Raw genomic sequence first — 19,809 nt, 5'->3', positions numbered from 1 at the left:
TAGATTTTCGCAGGGACTGAACGATGTCGAGCAAACTCCTGCAAGCATTCACCCTGGCACTCACCGCATTCCTCGCGGCCTGCTCACCCATCAACGTGATCAACGCACTCACCCCCTCCAGTACCTTCACCAAAACTTCTTCCATCGCCTACGGCGCCGATCCCCGGCAACAGCTCGATATCTACCGACCTGCCCCGGCGATTTCCCATGCCCCCGTGGTGGTGTTTTTCTACGGCGGCAGTTGGAACTCAGGCTCCAAGGACGACTACGGCTTTGTCGGCGAAGCCCTGGCTTCGCGGGGCATCGTCGTGGTCATCGCCGATTACCGCCTCTACCCGCAAGTGCGTTACCCCGCCTTTCTCCAGGACGGCGCCCAAGCGGTGGCCTGGACCTATCAGCACATCGCCGACTACGGCGCCGACCCCGGGCAGCTCTACGTGATGGGCCACAGCTCCGGCGCCTACAACGCCTCGATGCTGGCGCTGGATGCACGCTGGCTGAATGAAGTGGGCTTGTCGCCGGCTATCTTCAAAGGCTGGATCGGCCTGGCCGGGCCCTATGACTTCCTGCCGATTGAAAACCGCGACGTGCGGCCGGTGTTTTTCTTCCCGGATTCGCCGCCTGAGTCCCAGCCGATCAACCATGTGACTGCCGGCGCGCCGCCGAGCCTGTTGATCGCCTCGACGGATGACGATCTGGTCAACCCCGCGCGCAACACCGGCGGGCTGGCGCAGAAGCTACGGGCGGCAGGCGTGCCGGTGGAAGCGTTTTACTTCGACAAAACCAGCCACGCGACATTGGTTGGCTCGCTCTCCAGGCCACTACGTTGGCTGGCGCCGGTGCTGGACCGCGTCACCGCGTTTATCCAAGCCACTGGTCCTGCCGGTTCAAGCGCCAGGCAATCGCCCACAAAGTGAGGCTGCGCAACGCCATGAACAGCAGGAAGGTGAGCCACAGCCCGTGGTTGCCCAAACCCTGCAACGCCCAGGCGAAAGGCAGCGTCAGCAACACCGTCAGCAACATGCCATTGCGCATCTCCCGCGCGCGGGTGGCGCCGATGAACAGGCCATCGAGCAAATAACTCCACACTGCAATCAACGGCAGTACCGCCAGGTACGGCAGGTAGCGGTCCGCCGTTTCGCGCACGCTGGGGATGTCGGTCTGCATGGCGATAAACAGGTGCCCGGCGACAGTAAAGAGCAGGGCAAAGCCTACACTGGCGATCAACGACCAACCGCCGGCCACCACCAGTGAACGGCGCAGCGCTTGGCGGTCATGGGCGCCGATAGCGTGGCCGCACAGGGCCTCGACTGCATGGGCCAGGCCGTCCAGCGCATGGGCGGTCAGCAACAGGCCGTTGAGCAGCAGAGCGTTGGCCGCCACGGTGGCATCGCCCAAGCGCGCGCCTTGCACGGTGATCATGAAAAACACCGACTGCAACGCGAGGCTGCGGATAAAGATGTCGCGGTTCACCGCCAGCAGCGGGCGCCAGCTCTCCCATAGTTTCAGCGCAGCCCAGGCGATATGTCCGGGGTAGGCACGCAGGGCTTTTCGCGTGAGGGCCAGGCCGAGCAGGGCGCCAGTCCATTCGGCGATCACCGACGCGCGTGCCGAGCCGACCACGCCCCAATCCAGTCCGAGGACGAACCACAGGTTCAGGGCGATATTCACCAGGTTGGTGGTCAGCAGAATCGCCAGCGGCGCGCGGGCGTTTTGCGTGCCGAGGAACCAGCCGACCAGCGCGTAGCTTGCAAGCGCCGCAGGCAGGCCGAACAGGCGGGTGTGGAAAAAGTCCTGGGTCAGTTGATTGAGCTCGGGGGAGGGCTGCATCCATTCAAGGGCCAGATGGCTGAAGGGAATGCCTACCGTGCCCAGCAACATCGCCAGCCCCACCGCCAGCAGCAACCCTTGCAGGAGGATTTGCCGCAGCGCCGCGCCATCATTACGCCCGGCGGCCTGGGCAGCGAAACCGGTGGAACCCATGCGCAGGAAACCCATGGCCCAGGCCAGGAAGGTGTACAGGCTGGCGCCAACAGCCACGGCGCCCAACTGGTGGGCGTGGGGCAAGTGGCCGATGACCATGCTGTCTACCAGGGCTACCAGCGGTACGGAGATGTTCGACAGGATCATCGGCGCGGCCAGGGCCCAGACCTTGTGGTGGGTGGGGCGGTGGCGCCAGTCGGTGAGTAGGGTGGGCATGCGGGCTCCTCGGGGAGCGCCATTGTAACCGTCCCTCCATGACACCGCAGGGCCAATGTGGGAGCTGGCTTCCACATGAGTTCATCTGTGTTTGTGGGATTTTTCTTGGCATCACGCCCCACCAAGAACCAAACCACCCTCCGTCGGTCAATGTGACCAGCACCTCATCGGCCCCACACAGGCTGATATATAGTTCATCCCTCGGCCCCTCCCACTACGAGTGCCCCATGCTTAACAAAGGATTGTTCCTGGCCTGCGCGCTGGCCCTGCTGAGCGCCTGCGATTCTTCCGATAAACCGGCTGTCCCGACGGCTCCTGCAGCAGCGGCGGTTGTGCCCAAGCCTGCCAAAGCCGCCGTGGACGTGGCAGCGCTGAAGCAGCGTTATGCCGGGCGTGAGCTGAGCGTGGTGGATGTGTCCGAGGTGCAGCTCGACGGGGCCAGCACGCTCTCCGTGAGTTTTTCCATTCCCCTGGATCCCGAGCAGAAATTCGCCGACAAACTCCACCTGGTGGACAGCAAGTCCGGCAAGGTCGACGGCGCCTGGGAAATCTCCGACAACCTGATGGAACTGCGCCTGCGCCACCTGGAGCCGCAGCGCAAACTCGTGCTGACGGTCGATGCCGGCGTGAAGGCGGTCAACGACAACAAGCTTGCCGCCGAATACATCGCCCGCCTGGAAACCCGCGACCTGCAGGCCACCGTCGGCTTCGCCAGCCGCGGCACTTTGCTGCCGACGCGCCTGGCCGAAGGCCTGCCGGTGATCGCGCTGAACGTCGACAAGATCGACGTCGAATTCTTCCGCATCAAGCCCGAATCCCTGCCCACCTTCCTCGCGCAGTGGGGGCGCAACACCAGCCTGCAAAGTTATGAATCCCGTGAACTGCTGCCCTTGGCCGACCTGGTCTACGGCGGCCGCTTCGACCTCAACCCGGCGCGCAATACCCGCGAAACCCTGCTGCTGCCCATCGCCGGCCTCAAGCAACTGCAACAGCCGGGTGTGTACCTGGCAGTGATGCGCGCGTCGGGCACCTACAACTATTCCCAGCCGGCCACGCTGTTCACCCTGAGTGATATCGGCCTGTCGGTGCACCGCTACGCCAATCGCCTGGACGTGTTTACCCAGGCACTGGAAGGCGGCAAGGCGCTGGATGGCGTCGATCTGGAAGTGCTCGATGCCGACGGCCGCGTGTTGGGCCAGGGCAAGACCGAGAAGGGCGGCCACGCCGAGTTGCCGTTGCCGAAAAAGGCCCAGGTGCTGCTGGCCAAGCAAGGCGAGCAGACCAGTATGCTGCGCCTCGACAGCGCCGCCCTGGACCTGGCGGAGTTCGACATCGGCGGGCAGCCGTCCCATCCATTGCAGTTCTTTGTGTTCGGCCCGCGCGACCTGTACCGCCCCGGCGAAACCGTGCTGCTCAACGCGCTGCTGCGGGACAAGGATGGCCACGCGGTCAAACCGCAGCCGGTGAGCGTCGAAGTGCGCCGCCCGGACGAGCAGGTCAGCCGCAAATTCGTTTGGGATGCCGACGCCTCCGGCCTCTATCAATACCAACTGCAACTGGCTGGCGAAGCGCCGACCGGGCGCTGGCAGCTGGTGTTCGACCTCGGCGATGGCAAGCCGCAGCTGTATGAATTCCTCGTCGAAGACTTCCTGCCCGAGCGCCTGGCGCTGGAACTCAAGGGCAGCGACACAGCATTGAGCCCAGCGGATAACCCGGTGATCCAGGTCAACGGCCGTTACCTCTACGGTGCACCGGCGTCGGGCAATCGGGTCAGCGGCCAAGTCTATGTGCGGCCGTTGCGCGAGGCGGTCAAATCGCTGCCGGGCTACCAGTTCGGCTCCGTTACCGAAGAAGAACTGAGCCAGGACTTCGAGCTGGACGAAAGCGTGCTCGACGCCAAGGGCCACGAAGAACTGACCCTGGAAAGCAAATGGGCCGACGCCAAGTCGCCGCTGCAATTGATCGTGCAAGCCAGCCTGCAAGAGTCCGGTGGGCGGCCGATCACCCGGCGCCTGGTGCAGCCGATCTGGCCAGCCGAGCAGTTGCCGGGCCTGCGCGGGTTGTTTGACGGCAAGGAAACCAATGGCGACGGCCCGGCAGAATTCGAAGTGCTGCTGGCCAACCAGGACGGGCAGAAACTCGCCGCGCAAAACCTCAAGGTACGCCTGGTGCGCGAGCGCCGCGACTACTACTGGAACTACTCCGAGAACGATGGCTGGAGCTATCACTTCAACGAGAAATTCCTCAACCTCGATGAGCAGACCCTGAACATCAAGGCCGGCGACACCGCCAAGGTCAGCTTCCAGGTCGAGTGGGGCCCGTACCGTGTCGAGGTCGAAGACCCGCAGACCGGGCTGGTCAGCAGCCTGCGCTTCTGGGCCGGCTACCAGGCCCAGGACAACACCGAAGGCGGCGCCGTGCGCCCCGACCAGGTCAAGCTGGCGCTGGATAAACCGGCGTATGGCGACGGCGATACCGCCAACGTCACGGTCACTCCGCCCGCTGCCGGTAAAGGCTACCTGTTGGTGGAATCCGCCGAGGGCCCGTTGTGGTGGCAGGAAATCGAGGTGCCGGCCGAAGGCAAAAGCTTCGCCGTGAAACTCGACCCGAAATGGTCGCGCCATGACCTGTACGTGAGCGCCCTGGTGATCCGTCCCGGCGAGCGCAAAGCCAATATCACCCCAAAACGCGCGGTGGGCTTGCTGCACCTGCCGCTGGATCGCACCCAGCGCAAACTGGGCGTGACCCTCACCGCGCCGGAAAAAATGCGCCCCAAACAACCGCTGACGGTGAAAGTCGCGGCCAAGAATGCCGACGGCAGTGTGCCGAAACAGGTGCATGTGCTGGTGGCGGCGGTGGATGTGGGCATCCTGAATATCACCGAATACCCGACGCCCGACCCTTACTCCAGCCTGTTCGGCCGCAAGGCCTATGGCGTGGACCAGTTCGACATCTACGGCCAGTTGATCGAAGCCGGCCAAGGCCGCCTGGCCAGCCTGGCGTTTGGTGGTGATGCGGCGCTGGCCAAGGGCGGTAAGCGCCCCGACACCAGCGTGACCATCGTCGCCCTGCAAAGCGCGCCGGTGACTTTGAATGACCAGGGCGAGGGCGAAGTCAGCGTCAACATTCCCGACTTCAACGGCGAACTGCGTCTGATGGCCCAGGCCTGGAGCGATGATCGCTACGGCATGGCCGAAGCCAAGACGGTGATTGCCGCGCCGCTGATTGCCGAGCTGTCGGCTCCGCGCTTCCTCGCGGGTGGCGACCAGACGACGTTGGCGCTGGACTTGTCCAACCTGTCGGGCAAGGCGCAGACACTCGATGTGCAATTGACCGCCGAAGGGCAACTGGAGTTGGTCAGCGCGGGCGCGCAAACCGTCGAGTTGAAACAGGGCCAGCGCACCACGCTGCGCATCCCGGTGAAAGCCTGGGGCGGCCTGGGGCAGGGCAAGGTCAAGGTCACGGTGAACGGCCTCGACCTGCCGGGTGAGAACCTGCCGCCGTTCAGCCGCGAGTGGACCCTGGGCGTGCGCCCGGCGTATCCGGCACTGCTCAAGCATTACCGCGCGGTGCTCAAGGATCAGTCGTGGAGCCTGCCAGCGGGCACCCTGGATCAGTTCGATGCGTCGGGGCGTGAAGCGCTGTTGAGCCTGTCGAGCCGGCCGCCGTTGAACCTCGGCGCGCAGATCAACGCGCTCAAGGCCTACCCGTATGGTTGCCTGGAGCAGACCGCCAGCGGCCTGTACCCGTCGTTGTACGCCGACGATGCCTTGCTCAAGCGCCTGGCAATCAAGGGCGAGCCGGATGCCGAGCGCAAACGCAAGATCGAGCTGGGCATCGAGCGCCTGCTGGGCATGCAGCGCTACAACGGCAGCTTTGGTTTGTGGGGCGCCGATGGCGAAGAAGAATATTGGCTGACGGCTTACGTCACCGACTTCCTGCTGCGCGCCCGCGATCAAGGCTTTGCCGTGCCGCCTGAAGCCTTGAAGAAGGCCAGCGAACGCCTGCTGCGTTATGTGCAGGAGCGCAACCTGATCGAGGTCGATTACAGCGACAACGCCGAGCACACCCGCTTTGCCGTGCAGGCCTACGCCGGCATGGTATTGGCGCGCAGCCAACAGGCACCGTTGGGCGCGCTGCGCAGCCTGTTCGAGCGGCGCAGCGATGCGCGCTCGGGGTTGCCGCTGGTGCAGTTGGCCATCGCCTTGCAAAAGATGGGCGACCAGCCGCGTGCGGACCAGGCTTTACTGGCCGGTCTGGCGGCGCAGCGCAATGCCAATGAATGGCTGGCCGACTACGGCAGCCCGCTGCGCGATCAGGCGATGATCCTGGCGCTGCTGGAAGAGAATGACCTGGCCAAGGGCAAGCGTGAGGAACGCTTGTTTACCTTGTCGGATCAGTTGGCGGCGAGCCCGTACTTGTCGACCCAAGAGCGCAACTCGCTGTTCCTCGCCGGGCGCCTGGGCTTTGCCAAACCTGACGCGAACTGGCAAGTGACGCTCACCGGCAGTGGCGGTGTGCAGGAGTTGAACAACCAACAACCGACGCTGGAACTGGAGGGCAAGCTGTTGTCCAGCGACCTGAGCCTGAGCAATCAGGGTGAGGCGCCGGTGTACCAGCAACTGACCATTTCCGGTTATCCACAGGTGCCACCTGCGCCGGGTGGCGACAACCTGGCTATCCGCCGCGAATACCTGGGCATGAACGGCCAGCCGCTGAACCTGCGCAACCTCAACAGCGGCGACCTGGTGCTGGTGCATCTGGCCGTCAGCGCCAAGCAGCGCGTGCCGGATGCCCTGGTGGTGGACCTGCTGCCGGCCGGCCTGGAACTGGAAAACCAGAACCTGGCGCAAAGTGCGGCCAGCCTGGAGAACGCCAGCAGCCAGGTGAAGGAATGGCGTGAGTCGATGCAGAACGCCTCGCTCAAGCACCAGGAGTTCCGTGATGACCGTTATGTGGCGGCGCTGAACCTGGACGGTTCCGGCACCACGCACCTGCTCTACCTGGCGCGTGCGGTGACGCCGGGCACGTACCGCGTACCGCCGCCGCAAGTGGAGTCGATGTACCGGCCGAACTGGCAGGCCGTCGGGGAAACTCCAGCAGACCTGGTGATCAAAGGCCGCTGAAACCTCAACTTGAAATGAGGCCTAAATGTGGGAGCGGGCTTGCTCGCGAAGACGGTGTATCAGTATCAAATGTGTTGACTGACACACCGCCTTCGCGAGCAAGCCCGCTCCCACACAAGCCCGCTTTCACAGGGGATCTTGGGTGTTTGGGGGATTAGTGTACGACCCAGCTCAGCAGCCACAGCCCCAACATCAACCAGATAATCCCGAAGATGATCGACGCTCGCATAAATGCCCGCACCGCCGAATACAGGAACAGCAGGCCAATGATCAGCGTAAGAATGCTGATGATCGACGTGTCCATGCCCAAGGTGCGTGACAGGCCTTCGACAAAATTGCCGCCCGCGTTGGTCAAGGCACCGAACAAACCGCTGAGTCCATCGACGATAAAGCGGATGACAGCACCGAGCGCCTGGCCCAACCATTCGAAAAAGCTTTCTACCTGCATGTGTGTGTCCTGATAAGAAGGTGGGCGTGTGTTTGCCTTTGGTTGTGATTGCGCCAGGCTAGTTCCCTATAAGCATAGAGGTTTGCAGGTTAAATAATGGGTTTGCTTAATCACAGGTGTACTCGGTCCAATGTGGGAGCGGGCTTGCTCGCGAAGGCGGTGGGTCAGTGACCTCTTTATTACCTGACCCACCGCCTTCGCGAGCAAGCCCGCTCCCACATTTATTGCGCTGCGCATTGGGAATCGTGGTGTTGCTGTTGGCGCTGTTGTGGCTGGCCGACCGCATCTGGCCGTTGCCGCTCCCCCAGGACGATCTGGCCCGCGTCGTCCTCGCCGAAGACGGCACGCCCTTATGGCGCTTCGCCGACGCCAACGGCGTCTGGCGCTACCCGGTGCAAACCAGCGAAGTCTCGCCTTATTACCTCGATGCGCTGCTCACCTACGAAGACCGCTGGTTCTACTCGCACCCCGGCGTAAACCCGCTGGCACTGGCGCGCGCAACCTGGCAAAACCTCACCGGCGCGCGGGTGGTGTCCGGTGGCAGCACCTTGTCGATGCAGGTCGCGCGCTTGCTTGACCCGCACTCGCGCACTTTCCACGGCAAACTGCGCCAGTTGTGGCGCACAGCGCAGTTGGAATGGCACCTGTCCAAGGACGAAATTCTCAACCTCTACCTGAACCGCGCACCGTTTGGCGGAACCCTGCAAGGCGTGGCGGCGGCCAGTTGGGCGTACCTGGGGAAATCCCCGGCCCAACTGACCCACGCCGAAGCCGCGTTGCTCGCGGTATTGCCCCAGGCCCCCAGCCGCCTGCGCCCCGACCGCCACCCGCAGCGCGCCCAGCAAGCCCGCGACAAAGTGCTGCGCCGCCTCGCCGAATTCCAGGTGTGGCCGCAAGCCGCCGTCGATGAAGCCCTGGAAGAACCGCTGCTGCTCGCTCCCCGCCTGGAGCCGAGCCTGGCGCCCTTGCTCGCGCGCCGCCTGAACCGCCCCGACAGCCCGCCGTTGATCCGCACCACCCTGGACGCGACCTTGCAACGGCGTCTCGAAGACCTGCTGCTGGGTTGGCGCGCACGCCTGCCGGAACACACCTCGGCGGCCATCCTGGTGGTGGACGAAGAAAGCATGGCCGTACGGGCCTACCTCGGCTCGGTGGATATCAACGACGCCAAGCGCTTTGGCCATGTAGACATGATCAGCGCGTTGCGTTCGCCGGGCTCGACGTTGAAACCCTTTCTCTATGGCATGGCGCTGGACGACGGCCTGATCCACTCCGAATCCCTGCTGCAAGACGTGCCCCGGCGCTACGGCGATTATCGGCCGGGCAACTTCTCCATGGGCTTTACCGGCGCGGTGCCGGCGAGCACGGCGCTGTCCAGCTCGCTGAACCTGCCGGCGGTGCAGTTGCTGGAAGCGTATGGGCCCAAGCGCTTCGCGGCGCAGATGCGCATCGCTGGCGTGCCCCTGGCGTTGCCCGCGTTGGCTGAGCCGAACCTGGCCTTGATCCTGGGTGGCGCGGGCAGTCGCCTGGAAGACCTGGTCAGCGGCTACAGCGCCTTCGCCCGGGACGGCAAGAGCGCGACGATCCGTTTGCAGCCAGATGACGTGCTCAGGGAGCGCCCACTGTTATCCCCAGGCGCCGCGTGGATTGTGCGGCGCATCCTCAGTGGCCAGGCGCGACCCGACCGCGACCCGCGTGCCGAACTGGTCCAGCGCCCGGTGCTGGCCTGGAAAACCGGCACCAGCTACGGTTTTCGCGATGCCTGGGCGATTGGCGTGGGCCCGCGCTATTTGATCGGTGTGTGGATCGGCCGCCCGGACGGCACGCCGGTGCCCGGCCAGTTCGGCCTGGCTTCGGCGGCGCCGTTGATGTTGCAGGTGCATGACGTGCTGACCAACCGTGACAGCCAGCGCGGCATCAGCGCGCCCGTCAGGGCGGTGCCGGCGAATGTGGGCGTGGCGGCGATCTGTTGGCCCTTGGGCCAGCCGATGAATCGCAGCGATCCCAATTGCCGCCGCCAGCGCTTCGCGTGGACGCTGGACAACACCACGCCGCCGACCTTGCAGGCGTTGGATCAACCGTTGAGCGTGGGCTTGATGGAGAACGTATGGGTGAACGCCAAGGGCCTGCGGGTGGACGCCCGTTGCGCGGGCGCAGAACTGAAAAACATCGCCCTGTGGCCTGCGCCATTGGAGCCGTGGTTGCCGCGCGTCGAACGCCGCGAAGCACGCATCCCGCCCGCCGATCCCGATTGCCCGCCACCGGCGCTGGCGGCGTCTTCGCCGCTGTCGATCGTGGGAGTGCGCGAGGGTGATCAACTGCGCTTGCCCGCCGCCAGCCAACAGGCGCTGCGCCTGAAAATCTCGGCGTTGGGCGGCAGTGGGCGGCGCTGGTGGTTTCTCAATGGCGAACCGTTGGGGGATAGTGCCAATCAGGACTTTATCAATGCCAGTTTCGAGCGGCTGGGGCGCTATCAATTGAGTGTGCTGGATGAGGCGGGGCAAACTGCCCGGCTTGAGTTCAGTGTTGTCGACTGATCGTTCCCACGCTCCGCGTGGTAACGCCGCCCTAGACGCTCCGCGTCAGCCTTTGGGACGCAGAGCGTCCGGGGATGCATTCCCACGCAGAGCGTGGGAACGATCATCCCACGCAGAACGAGGGAACGATCAGGTAAGCTACACACCTTCAGGAGCCCCCGCATGAACCTCGAACACCTCACCGAACGCCTGCACCGCATCCGCGATAACAACGACTGGAAGCAGTTCCACAGCCCGAAAAACCTGGCCATGGCCGCCAGCGTCGAGATGGCCGAGCTGGTGGAAATCTTCCAATGGCTCACCGAAGACCAGTCCCGCCAGCTACCGGCTGAAAAGCTCGCCCACGCCGGGCAGGAAGTCGGCGATATCGTCTTGTATCTGCTGTTGCTGTGCAGCGAATTGGGCCTGGACATGAACGAGGTGGTGCGCGCCAAACTGGCCGACAGTGAACGGCGGTTTGCCCATGAGTGACCGTCATTTCGACCAACTGGCCACGCGTTTCGCCGAGAAGATCTATGGCGGGGCCAAAGGCGCCATCCGCCTGGCCGTGCTCCAGGCCGACCTGACCGAGGCGCTGCCCCAGCGCCCATTGCGCGTGCTGGATATCGGCGCGGGCCTGGGCCATATGTCACTGTGGCTGGCCGAGCAAGGCCATCAGGTGACCCTGGCCGAACCCGCCGAACCGATGCTCGACGGCGCGCGCCAACGCTTCGCCGACGCCGGGCAGACGGCGACGTTTATCCATGCGCCCTGGCAAGACCTGCTTGGTCAACTTACCGAGCCCTACGACCTGGTGCTGTGCCACGCCGTGCTGGAATGGCTGGCCGAACCCCACGCAATCCTGCCGGTCCTGCACCAACTCACGGTGCCCGGCGGTTGGTTGTCGTTGGCGTTCTACAACCGCGATGCGCTGATTTATCGCAACCTGCTCAAAGGTCACTTCCGCAAGATGCGCAAGAACGACATGGCCGGCGAGAAGCAGAGCCTTACCCCGCAACAGCCGCTCGACCCGCGTGAGCTGGCGGCGCAACTCGATGGCCTTTGGCAGGTCGAAAGCCAAAGCGGCGTGCGGGTATTCCACGACTATATGCCGGTGGAGTTCCAGGCCCGCGCGAATCTACAGGACTTGTTGGAGATGGAGCTCGCTCACCGTCGTCACCCAAGCTTTGCCGGACTTGGGCGTTATTTGCACTGGATCTGCCGTCCGGTTTAAGCGGCCCAGTCTGCGGAGGTCGAAATGCGTCGTCTCTGTTTGATCCTGTTGTCCCTCGGTCTGGGCGCGTGTTCCAGCCCCAACCCCTACGTGGCCGCCTCGGCGCCGATGCCGCCCGCGCCCGCGCAGGCGGCCAATACCTTCGATGCCAGCGCTTACCCTGCGCCGGTGCGTGACTACGGCGCCTATCGCAGTTGGGCCTGGCGCAATGGCCAGCTCCCGCCCGGCACCGCTTGGGCAGATTCGGCGCAGATTGCCGAAGCGGTCGGCGGCGCCCTCGACCAGCGCGGTTTGCGCCCGCAGCGCGCGAACCAGCCCGCCGACCTGCTGGTCAGCGCCGATGTGCGCCTGGAGAAGCGCCTCAAGCAAGTCCAGGATGACTACGGCTACGGATACGGCGGCTACAACCGCTATGGCAATGGCTACGGCATGTACAACTCGGCACCGATCGTGCGCACGTATGAAGTGACGGTGGCGGTGGTGCGGGTCAACCTGTTCGATGCGCGCAGTGGCCAGCCGGTCTGGAGCACCAGCGCGGAAACCGCCAGCCAGGGCAGCCTCAGCGAACGCGCCGACGCGTTGCGCAAAGCCGTACAAAAGGCGCTGAGCGCCTATCCGCCGAGTTAAGCGCTATTCTCATCCCCAGCTCAGGTCGTACTTTGGAGAAAACCCATGTTTCGTCGTATCGCAACGCTCGCTTTTTTAGTGCTGCTGGGCGGTTGCCAGAGCAATCAGGTCAACCACGATTTTGATGCCAGCCGCGACTTCGGCGCCTACCGCAACTGGGCCTGGAAAGACCCGGCGCTGCAATACCGCCCGGATGACCCGCGGATCAAGAGCGACCTCACCGAACAACGCATCCGCCAGGCCGTCGGCGAGCAGCTCGACCAGCGCGGCCTGCGCCCGGCGGCGCCAGGCACCAAGGCGGACCTGAACGTGCAGGCCTACCTGATCGTCGAAGACCGCCAGCAACAAGTCACCACCAACTACGGCGGCGCCTGGGGCGGGCCGTGGAATGGCTACTGGGGCGCGCCGATGTACAACGAAACGCGCAACATCACCTACAAGGTGGCGACCATCCAGATCGACCTGCTCGACGGCAAGGACGGCAAGCTGGTGTGGCGCGGCAGTGACGAACAGATGATGGCCAGCACGCCGAACCCGCAGGATCGCAGCAGTGCGATCCGTAGCACCGTCACCAAGATCCTTTCCAACTACCCGCCGCACTGAGTCTCCCCTGTGGGAGCGGGCTTGTGTGGGAGCGGGCTTTTGCAGTGTACAAAGATCTCCATCAGTCGCCTTTATGGCGACTGGCCAGCGCACCCGCCAAGCCTTGTCTACACTCCACTGCAACTACGGAGAGTAAGCGCTAAAGGAGTGCTCGATGTCTCCCCGACTTCGTTCCAGGCAGCGTGGTGCGATTGGCTTGACGGCGGCCCTGACCCTCGGGCTGGCGCTGGTCTTCCTGTTGTTGGTCATCGACAGCGGGCGGCTGTATCTGGAGAAGCGCAAGTTGCAAGGCATTGCCGATATGGCCGCCCTGGAAGCGGTGCAGCGCAATGGCAACTGCATCCCCGCCACCAACACCGCGCCGGTCTATGCGGGTGCCAGCGCTACGCGCAACGGCTATGTCATCCCCCCCGGCAATGCCCTGAACGTGAATTGCGGCACGCTGACCACCAACGCCAGCAATCTGCGCGTGTTCAGTGCCGACGCGACCAAGACCGATGCCATCCAGGTGATCGCCTCGCGCCCGGTGCTGACCAGTGTCGCCGGGGGCGTGTGGTCGCTGTTCAATGGCAATTCCTACAACCTGATGACCCAGTTGACGGCCAAGGCGGTTGCCGCGCCGAAGATCCTGCCGCCGCAGGCGCAGTTGACGATCAAAACAACACTGGCGACGGTTGATAGCACCAAGTCGGATGCGCTGGACCTGCTGTTTGGCAAGCTGCTGGGCGGCAACCTGTCGCTGGGCCTGGTGGGCTATCAAGGCCTGGCGGGCAGCGATATCAATCTGCTCAGCTACCTGAACCAGCTGGCGCTGAACGTGAACGTGCAGGCGGGCAATTACGATGAGCTGCTGGCAAAGAACCTCAAGATCGGCCAATTGATCGACGCCGCCGTCACGGTATTGCAGGCCGGTGGCGGGACGGCTTCGGTGGCGGCGGCGACGGCGCTGGGCCAGATCAAGGCATTGGTGGGCCCCGCCGACGTGACCTTGGGCACCCTCGTGCAATTGCAGGCCGGGGCGGTGTCTTCGGGGCTCAACACCACGGTGAATGCTTTGCAGCTGGCGCAAGCCTTTGTGCAGTTGGCCAACAAGACCAACGGCGTGGTGGCCGAGATACCGGTGACGATCCCGGGGGTCAATGTGAGCGTCAAGGTCAAAGTCATTCAGCCGCCGCAGTTGTCGTCGATTGGCGACCCCACTTACGCCAAGAATAAAACCGATGCGGCCACGCGCATCTACGTGCGCACCGCCCAGGTCAGCGTGGGCCTGACGGTGTCCTTGCCGCTGCTCGCAACCCCGTTGGTCAACACGGCTTTGAACGGCTTGGTCAGCCCGCTTTCCGACGTACTGAACAATTTGCTCAGCCTGAACCTGGCTGGGACGCTCAGTTCAGTCTTCTGCGCGATTGGCGGCACCCCTTGCCAGAGCACTGACTTGAGGCTGCTGTCATCCGCGACCAACCCGTCGGTGCCCAGTGTGGATGTGATCCTCGAACTGGGCAGCGCGGAAAGCTATGTCACCGGCTTCACCTGCGCCAGCGACGCGACCAAAACCCTTACGACCCAAACCAACGCCTCGGTGGTGACCATCAAGGTCGGCGAGAGCCCGACGCTGAGCGATTCGCTAGGCGCGAGCCCGCCCTTGGCGTCGGTGCCGCCGCTGCCGGTGATCGACATCGGTGCGATTACCTGCCTCAAACCGCTGCTCGGGCTCGGCCCAACCACCTGTGATCCAGCCTCCCGCAAGCCGTTTTATGGCGGCGGCATAGGCGTGACCATCGACCCTGCCGTGGGCACACAAACCGCGTCCGGCGCGGCCTACACCTTCCCCCAGCCACCGGAGATCAAGCAGCCACCGCTGTATCATTCGCTATCGACCACCAACCTGGTGACGTCCCTCGGCACCGCGTTGAAAACCGGGCTGAAGTTCCAGGTCTACCAACCCACAGGGTTCAACCTGTTGGGCTCGCTGTTGGCCACCAGCGGCACGTTGCTCAATAACTTGACGTCCACACTGGGCGGTGTGATTGGCAACGTGCTCGGCCCGGTTGTCGATCCACTGGTGAATGGTTTGCTGACGACCCTGGGCATCAACCTGAACCAGGTTGAAGTCGGCGCCAACCTCAGTTGCAAGCCCCACGGCCAGGCAGCGTTGGTGAACTAGGCCAGCGGCAACTCCACGCAGAACTGCGCGCCGTGCTCGCCGTTGCTGACGCTCAGGCGTCCGCCCATGTTTTCTACAATGCCGTAGCTCACCGACAAGCCGAGCCCGGTGCCCACGCCAATCGGCTTGGTGGTGAAGAACGGTTCGAAGATCCGCTCCAGCAACCGCGGGTCGATGCCGCCACCGTTGTCTTCGACCCAGATGCGTACATGGCTGGCGTCATGCTCGCTGTGTACGGCGATCCAGGGGCGCAGGTCCGGCTGTTTTTCCCGTTGGCTGAGCAACGCGTCGCGGGCGTTGACCATCAGGTTGATCAGCACTTGCTCCAGCTGATCGACGTAACCTTTGACCTGCACCGTGAAGCCCGCCGGGGTCAGGCGCACATCCACGCCCTTGCCGCGCAGGCCTTCGCTGAGTAGCGACAAGGTGCCTTCCACCGCCTGCGCCGGGTCGAAAGGCTGTTGCTCGATTTCCGAGCGCCGGCCGAACACCCGCATATGGTCCACCACCCGCGCCGCACGCTGCACCTGGGTGTCGATACGCTGGAGTTTTTCGCTCAGATAGTCGATCTGCACCTCGCCGCTGCTCAGGCGCTTGAGCACATTGGCGATGGCCATGCGCATCACGTTCAGCGGCTGGTTGATCTCGTGGGCCAGGCCCGTGGCCATTTCGCCAAGGGTGGCCATTTTCGCGCTTTGCGTCAGTTGCTGCTGGGAGCGGCGCACTTCGGTGTTGTCACGGCCCACGGCCTGCACTTCCACCAGCGCGCCGTTCTCATCGAAGACGCCACGGTCCGACCACACCCACCAGGCATGCGCACGTCCTGGCAGTTGCAGGCTGATTTCGGCGGTGCTGACCGGGAACTCCGGGGTCAGCTGGCCGATGCGCTGCACGAAGCTTGCGCGTTGCTCATCCGACAGCCAGTCCGCCAGGTTCAGCCCGGGCAGTTGTTCGGGCTGGCACTCCAGGTAATTGGCCAGCGGGGTATTGCCGAAGGTCAGGGTCAAGTCGGGGCGGTAGCGGCAAATCATCGCCGGCGAGTCCTCCACCAGGATGCGGTAGCGCTCTTCGCTTTGCTTGACCTGCTCGGCGGCCAGGGTCGCCTCGGTGACGTCCAGCCATAGGCCCACGGCTTCCACCGGCAGGCCGAGGTCGTCGCGCAGCAATTTGGCTTCGTCGAGCAGCCAGTGATAGTTGCCGAGTTTGTCCAGGACCCGGTAGCGGCTGCGTACACTGCCTTCGCGCAGCAATTGGCGGGTGCGTTCGAAATACAGGTCGCGGTCGTCGGGGTGCAGCCATTCGATCAGGCTGGCCGGGGTGCATTCGGCCAGGGTGCGACCGAGCAAGGGCAGCAGGCTGTCGCTGAAAAACAGGGGTTGCAGGGTGCCTTCGACATAGCGTTGCACGTAGATGATCGCTGGCGCGCTGGCGATCAGGTTGTCCAGGCGCGCATGGGCGGCGGCGGCTTGTTGCTGCTGGTTCTTGATGTCGCTGATGTCCAGCATGAAGCCGATCAGCCGGCGGTTATTGCCCACGCCCAGCGCCTGGCCCTGCACGCGATACCACACCGGGTTGTGTGCCGCGTCGAGGCGGTGCAGGCGCACGCTGGTGGACAGCGGTTTGCTCAGGGTCTGCAAGTCTTGCAGGCGGCTGGCGAGTTCCTGGCGGTCGGCGGGGTGGAACAGCAGCAGCCAGTCGGTCACGGCCAGGCGTGTGGCCGGGGTGTCTGGGTTGAGGTGTTGCTGTAGTTGCGGCGCCAGTTGGATGTCTTCGCTGTGGTTGGGCAACTCCCACCAACCGGTGCCGAGCAAGCCTTGCAGGGCTTCCAGGCGATCCAGTTGTTGCTGGTGACGCTGTTCGCGCAGCCGACTGAGCAGCGGCGCGGCGAGGGCGGCGGCCAGTTGCAGCCAGTCCCGCGCAAAGGTGTCTTCAGCGTGGAAGAAGCCGCACAACAGCCACGCGGCGACGCCATGGTCATCGCGATAGGGCACCAGGAAACCTTCGGCATTGCCGAAAATCCCCTGCAGGCGTGGATGCTCGCTGTGGCCGTGGTTGTGGGTCAGGTGCACAGGGGCGGTGCCACCGAGGCTATCCAGGGCGCCGCCGAGGAGTTGGCCATCGCGCCACAGCAGCGGGGCGTCAAAGGCGCGGTACTGGCTGTGGACTTGCCAGCCCTGGTCCTGTTCGTCGAGCAGGGCGATGGCAACGCAGGGCACCTGGAAGTGCTGGGCGATGCTGTGCAGGTTGTCCTGCACGACCTCCGGCAGGCGGGTCAGGCTGCACACGCGCAGGCGTTCGCTGATCTGCGCGCTGAGCAACTGGTGGCGCTCGCGGGTGTCAGCGTGCTGGCGATGGGCGAGCAAGTCGCCGATATCCAACAACTGCAAGCGCCAGCCATCGCCTTGGGGTTGTAGCCAGCCACGGGTGTGCAGGGCGCTGCCGGCAAACCCGTGGAAGTCCAGGTCAAGGACCTGCCCCTGCCAGTCGGCGGGGCTGCCTTCGATCACCACGGCACTGTGGGCACACAGGTAGTCCAGCAATGGGACGGGTTGTTGCGCGGTAGTGTGCTTGACCAGGCGATGGCGCAGGGCACCGTGGACGTGCAGGACGCGGCCAAGGGCGTCCAGGTCGATTTGCAACCCCGCGTAGGCGGGCACCTGGGTCGGTTGTATTGGGACCTCGGGCGGGCGGCCGAGGAGGCGGTCGAAGAACTTTTCCCCCGAGGTCAAAATTGCAGGCTCGCTTGGGCCGAGAGCGTCGTTGGCAGGTTGGGCACGGTGCCAAAGCCCGGCAGCACGAGGAACGGCAGCACGTTTTTGAGGTTACTGGAGGGGTAGTTGATCTGCACGGTCAGCAGGTTCGCCGAGAAGCTCGTGGTGATGTAGGCCGGCACGAATTTGAACGCGGGCGGCAGCCACTGCAATTGGGCCTGGGCGCCCGCCACGGCGCGTGCTTGCACGGCGGCGGCGTAGCCGGGGGTGGTGGGGTCCAGCGCGACGCTGCGCCGCACGCCTTCGGCCGTTGCCTGGTTGAACGACTGCAACAGCAGTAACGGCAGGCTATAGCTGACCAGGCCGTAGAACACGGCGAAAAAAAGCATGAACACCAGCGCGAATTCAATCGCGGCGGCACCTTTCTGTTTTCTAGGGAGGCCCTTTCTCATGACTGCGTCTACCCTGACTACCACTACCTGATATCAGCATAGAATCATTCAGCAAAAAGGGATTTTTTTTACGTGATTCAGAGCCTCTTTCTGTTCGCCTGGCTGGCGCTGTGCGCCGCGCAAGATATCCGCCAACGCCAGATCGCCAATCCCCTGACACTCGGTGCGTTCCTGCTGGCCCTGGTCTACCTGCTGTGGAGCGGCACCACCTGGCTGGGCGCCACGCCGGCCGAGGGCGGCTGGGCGTTTGCCCTGGCCGTGCTGTTCACCTTGCCCGGTTACGCGTTGGGGCGCCTCGGTGCTGCGGACGTAAAACTGCTGGCGGCCCTCGCGCTGGCGACCAATTGCGAGTATTTGCTGGGCACTTTTATCGGCGCTGGATTGGCCAGTGCAGCCTGGTTGCTGCTGGCGCCAAAATTGTGGCCGCTGATGAATCAAGGGGTTAGAAACACCCTTCACTACCTGGGGCCAGAGCAGTCAAAAAAACAACCATTCGCCCCGTTTTTACTGGTCGGGTTTACCCTCACCTGGTTTTGGATCCCTTTAGTCGCGACGTAGGCTATCGCTATGTACATAGTAGGAAAGTGCGTCTACGTTTATAGCTATGGTGTGCGAAATAGACGCTGTTGGCACGGATTGATCTGACTTTGGCTTGCCCAGGCATGGAGTAGCGCGTGAACAAGCTTACCCCGCAAATGAAAGTGCTCGTGGTCGACGATCAGCCGTTGATCGTGGAAGAGTTGTGCGAATTTCTCGAAAGCAGTGGTTACCGTTGCGTGCCCTGCCATTCCAGCCCGCAAGCCGTTGCGCGGTTTCGTGAAGACACCGAGATCGGCCTGGTGCTGTGCGATCTGCACATGCCGGACATGGACGGCATCGAACTGGTCCAGGAGCTGCAACGCATCGCCGGCAAACAGCGCGCCTTTGAGGCGATCATGCTGACCGGTCGCGCTGACAAACAGGATGTGATCAAGGCGTTGCGTGCCGGGATTGCCGATTACTATCAAAAACCGATCAATCTCGATGAACTGCTCGAAGGCCTGCAACGCCAGGAGACGGCGTTGCGTGAGCGGCAAAAAGGCGTGGAGCTGGGGCAGCTGAATCAGAAGCTGCAGTTTCTATCGGCCTCGATCGATGACCTGTACCACGACCTCGACAAAGTGCGCAGCAGCCCGCAATCCGCCGGCCACGCTGCGCCGGACGATCTGGCAGACGCCGACAGCAGTGAAATGCCGGCCATCTTCAAGCAGTTGTCCCCCCGCCAATTGGACGTGGCGCGCTTGGTCGGCAAAGGCCAGACCAACTATCAGATCGCCTGTGAGCTGGGCATCACCGAGAACACGGTCAAACTCTACGTGTCCCAGGTGCTGCGCCTGACCCATATGCACAACCGCACGCAACTGGCGCTGGCGCTGTCACCGAGCAGTTCGTCGATACGCCAGCGCGTCACCGCCCACTAGTCACCGCTGCTCTTCGCGGCGCCGCCCTGTTTCTGGTCGAAGTATTCGGGAATGGGGTGTTTGTAACTTTCGATCAAACGTTGCAGGGCCTGCTCGCGCTCAGCCGGCGAGGCCTTTTGCGGCGTTGATGTCGCCAACTGCCCTTTGATCTGCATTTGCAGCCAGCCTTCGGTCTGCCTCTGGTACACCGATGACGGCCCGGGCTCGATCGCCAGCGCGGTCAGGGGCAGGGTGGCCAACAGCAGGTGGGCGAGGGGTTTGAGTTTCAT

15 protein-coding genes are annotated in these 19,809 nt (G+C 63.8%); 10 read left to right on the top strand and 5 right to left on the bottom strand.

Going from position 1 to position 19,809, the window contains the following annotated elements; all coding sequences use genetic code 11:
* Positions 1–23 precede the first annotated feature (23 nt).
* Positions 24–917, top strand: coding sequence for an alpha/beta hydrolase (locus ACZRMO_RS11090; protein ID WP_463972881.1), 894 nt, complete (start codon positions 24–26; stop codon positions 915–917).
* On the opposite strand, the gene ACZRMO_RS11085 is transcribed toward ACZRMO_RS11090, so the two are convergent.
* Positions 862–2,199, bottom strand: coding sequence for an MATE family efflux transporter (locus ACZRMO_RS11085; RefSeq protein ID WP_463972880.1), 1,338 nt, complete (start codon positions 2,197–2,199; stop codon positions 862–864). The two genes, ACZRMO_RS11090 and ACZRMO_RS11085, sit on opposite strands and share 56 nt — an antisense overlap.
* 227 nt (positions 2,200–2,426) lie before the next feature.
* Between ACZRMO_RS11085 and ACZRMO_RS11080 the strand changes: the two genes are divergently transcribed.
* Entirely contained in the window at positions 2,427–7,325 is a 4,899-nt protein-coding gene (locus tag ACZRMO_RS11080) for an alpha-2-macroglobulin family protein (protein ID WP_463972879.1), read from the top strand.
* Between the two features lie 154 nt (positions 7,326–7,479).
* Here the strand turns inward: ACZRMO_RS11080 and ACZRMO_RS11075 are convergent, their stop codons facing one another.
* On the bottom strand, positions 7,480–7,773 hold the full coding sequence (locus ACZRMO_RS11075; RefSeq protein WP_448186989.1) for a hypothetical protein: 294 nt from the start codon (positions 7,771–7,773) through the stop codon (positions 7,480–7,482).
* Between the two features lie 224 nt (positions 7,774–7,997).
* On the opposite strand from ACZRMO_RS11075, the gene pbpC reads away from it, so the two are divergent.
* From pbpC to ACZRMO_RS11045, 6 genes are all read left to right on the top strand, one after another.
* On the top strand, positions 7,998–10,310 hold the full coding sequence (gene pbpC, locus ACZRMO_RS11070) for a peptidoglycan glycosyltransferase PbpC (RefSeq protein WP_463973080.1): 2,313 nt from the start codon (positions 7,998–8,000) through the stop codon (positions 10,308–10,310).
* 162 nt (positions 10,311–10,472) lie between these two features.
* Positions 10,473–10,781, top strand: coding sequence for a MazG-like family protein (locus ACZRMO_RS11065; RefSeq protein ID WP_105695251.1), 309 nt, complete (start codon positions 10,473–10,475; stop codon positions 10,779–10,781).
* The gene (locus tag ACZRMO_RS11060; RefSeq protein ID WP_124525638.1) at positions 10,774–11,523 is read left to right on the top strand and encodes a methyltransferase; all 750 of its coding nucleotides are present in this window, start codon (positions 10,774–10,776) and stop codon (positions 11,521–11,523) included. Before ACZRMO_RS11065 ends, ACZRMO_RS11060 begins: the two co-directional genes overlap by 8 nt.
* Before the next feature lie 24 nt (positions 11,524–11,547).
* Positions 11,548–12,150, top strand: a complete 603-nt coding sequence (locus ACZRMO_RS11055; RefSeq protein ID WP_463972878.1) for a DUF4136 domain-containing protein — start codon at positions 11,548–11,550, stop codon at positions 12,148–12,150.
* Between the two features lie 45 nt (positions 12,151–12,195).
* Positions 12,196–12,753, top strand: a complete 558-nt coding sequence (locus ACZRMO_RS11050; RefSeq protein WP_305432522.1) for a DUF4136 domain-containing protein — start codon at positions 12,196–12,198, stop codon at positions 12,751–12,753.
* A 154-nt stretch (positions 12,754–12,907) separates the two neighbouring features.
* Positions 12,908–14,917 (top strand): pilus assembly protein TadG-related protein, encoded by a 2,010-nt coding sequence (locus tag ACZRMO_RS11045; protein WP_463972877.1) that lies wholly within the window; start codon positions 12,908–12,910, stop codon positions 14,915–14,917.
* Here ACZRMO_RS11045 and ACZRMO_RS11040 read toward each other — a convergent pair.
* Positions 14,914–17,646 carry a PAS domain-containing sensor histidine kinase gene (locus ACZRMO_RS11040; protein ID WP_463972876.1) on the bottom strand — a complete coding sequence of 911 codons (2,733 nt, stop codon included), beginning with the start codon at positions 17,644–17,646 and terminating at the stop codon, positions 14,914–14,916. The two genes, ACZRMO_RS11045 and ACZRMO_RS11040, sit on opposite strands and share 4 nt — an antisense overlap.
* Complete coding sequence (locus ACZRMO_RS11035) at positions 17,643–18,080, bottom strand: TadE/TadG family type IV pilus assembly protein (RefSeq protein ID WP_124525643.1); 438 nt, start codon at positions 18,078–18,080, stop codon at positions 17,643–17,645. The genes ACZRMO_RS11040 and ACZRMO_RS11035 overlap by 4 nt, the downstream gene beginning before the upstream one ends.
* Before the next feature lie 72 nt (positions 18,081–18,152).
* On the opposite strand from ACZRMO_RS11035, the gene ACZRMO_RS11030 reads away from it, so the two are divergent.
* Together ACZRMO_RS11030 and ACZRMO_RS11025 are read left to right on the top strand one after the other, a co-directional pair.
* Positions 18,153–18,638 carry a prepilin peptidase gene (locus ACZRMO_RS11030; RefSeq protein ID WP_463972875.1) on the top strand — a complete coding sequence of 162 codons (486 nt, stop codon included), beginning with the start codon at positions 18,153–18,155 and terminating at the stop codon, positions 18,636–18,638.
* Between the two features lie 116 nt (positions 18,639–18,754).
* Positions 18,755–19,540: a response regulator gene (locus tag ACZRMO_RS11025; RefSeq protein WP_463972874.1), complete on the top strand. Its 786-nt coding sequence runs from the start codon at positions 18,755–18,757 to the stop codon at positions 19,538–19,540.
* Here the strand turns inward: ACZRMO_RS11025 and ACZRMO_RS11020 are convergent.
* Positions 19,537–19,809, bottom strand: a complete 273-nt coding sequence (locus ACZRMO_RS11020) for a DUF3613 domain-containing protein (RefSeq protein ID WP_463972873.1) — start codon at positions 19,807–19,809, stop codon at positions 19,537–19,539. The genes ACZRMO_RS11025 and ACZRMO_RS11020 overlap by 4 nt on opposite strands.

The sequence above is a fragment of the Pseudomonas sp. B611 genome (genome assembly GCF_055407965.1).
Note: the sequence above shows the minus strand (reverse complement) of the source record. Positions and strands in the feature narration are given on the sequence as shown.

Bases quoted from the DNA above. Each gene is read 5' to 3' on its own strand.
- ACZRMO_RS11080 (WP_463972879.1), top strand. From the start codon at position 2,427: ATGCTTAACAAAGGATTGTTCCTGGCCTGCGCGCTGGCCCTGCTGAGC.
- ACZRMO_RS11055 (WP_463972878.1), top strand. From the start codon at position 11,548: ATGCGTCGTCTCTGTTTGATCCTGTTGTCCCTCGGTCTGGGCGCGTGT.
- ACZRMO_RS11050 (WP_305432522.1), top strand. From the start codon at position 12,196: ATGTTTCGTCGTATCGCAACGCTCGCTTTTTTAGTGCTGCTGGGCGGT.
- ACZRMO_RS11060 (WP_124525638.1), top strand. From the start codon at position 10,774: ATGAGTGACCGTCATTTCGACCAACTGGCCACGCGTTTCGCCGAGAAG.
- ACZRMO_RS11090 (WP_463972881.1), top strand. From the start codon at position 24: ATGTCGAGCAAACTCCTGCAAGCATTCACCCTGGCACTCACCGCATTC.
- ACZRMO_RS11065 (WP_105695251.1), top strand. From the start codon at position 10,473: ATGAACCTCGAACACCTCACCGAACGCCTGCACCGCATCCGCGATAAC.
- ACZRMO_RS11075 (WP_448186989.1), bottom strand. From the start codon at position 7,773: ATGCAGGTAGAAAGCTTTTTCGAATGGTTGGGCCAGGCGCTCGGTGCT.
- ACZRMO_RS11045 (WP_463972877.1), top strand. From the start codon at position 12,908: ATGTCTCCCCGACTTCGTTCCAGGCAGCGTGGTGCGATTGGCTTGACG.
- ACZRMO_RS11035 (WP_124525643.1), bottom strand. From the start codon at position 18,080: ATGAGAAAGGGCCTCCCTAGAAAACAGAAAGGTGCCGCCGCGATTGAA.
- ACZRMO_RS11085 (WP_463972880.1), bottom strand. From the start codon at position 2,199: ATGCCCACCCTACTCACCGACTGGCGCCACCGCCCCACCCACCACAAG.
- ACZRMO_RS11020 (WP_463972873.1), bottom strand. From the start codon at position 19,809: ATGAAACTCAAACCCCTCGCCCACCTGCTGTTGGCCACCCTGCCCCTG.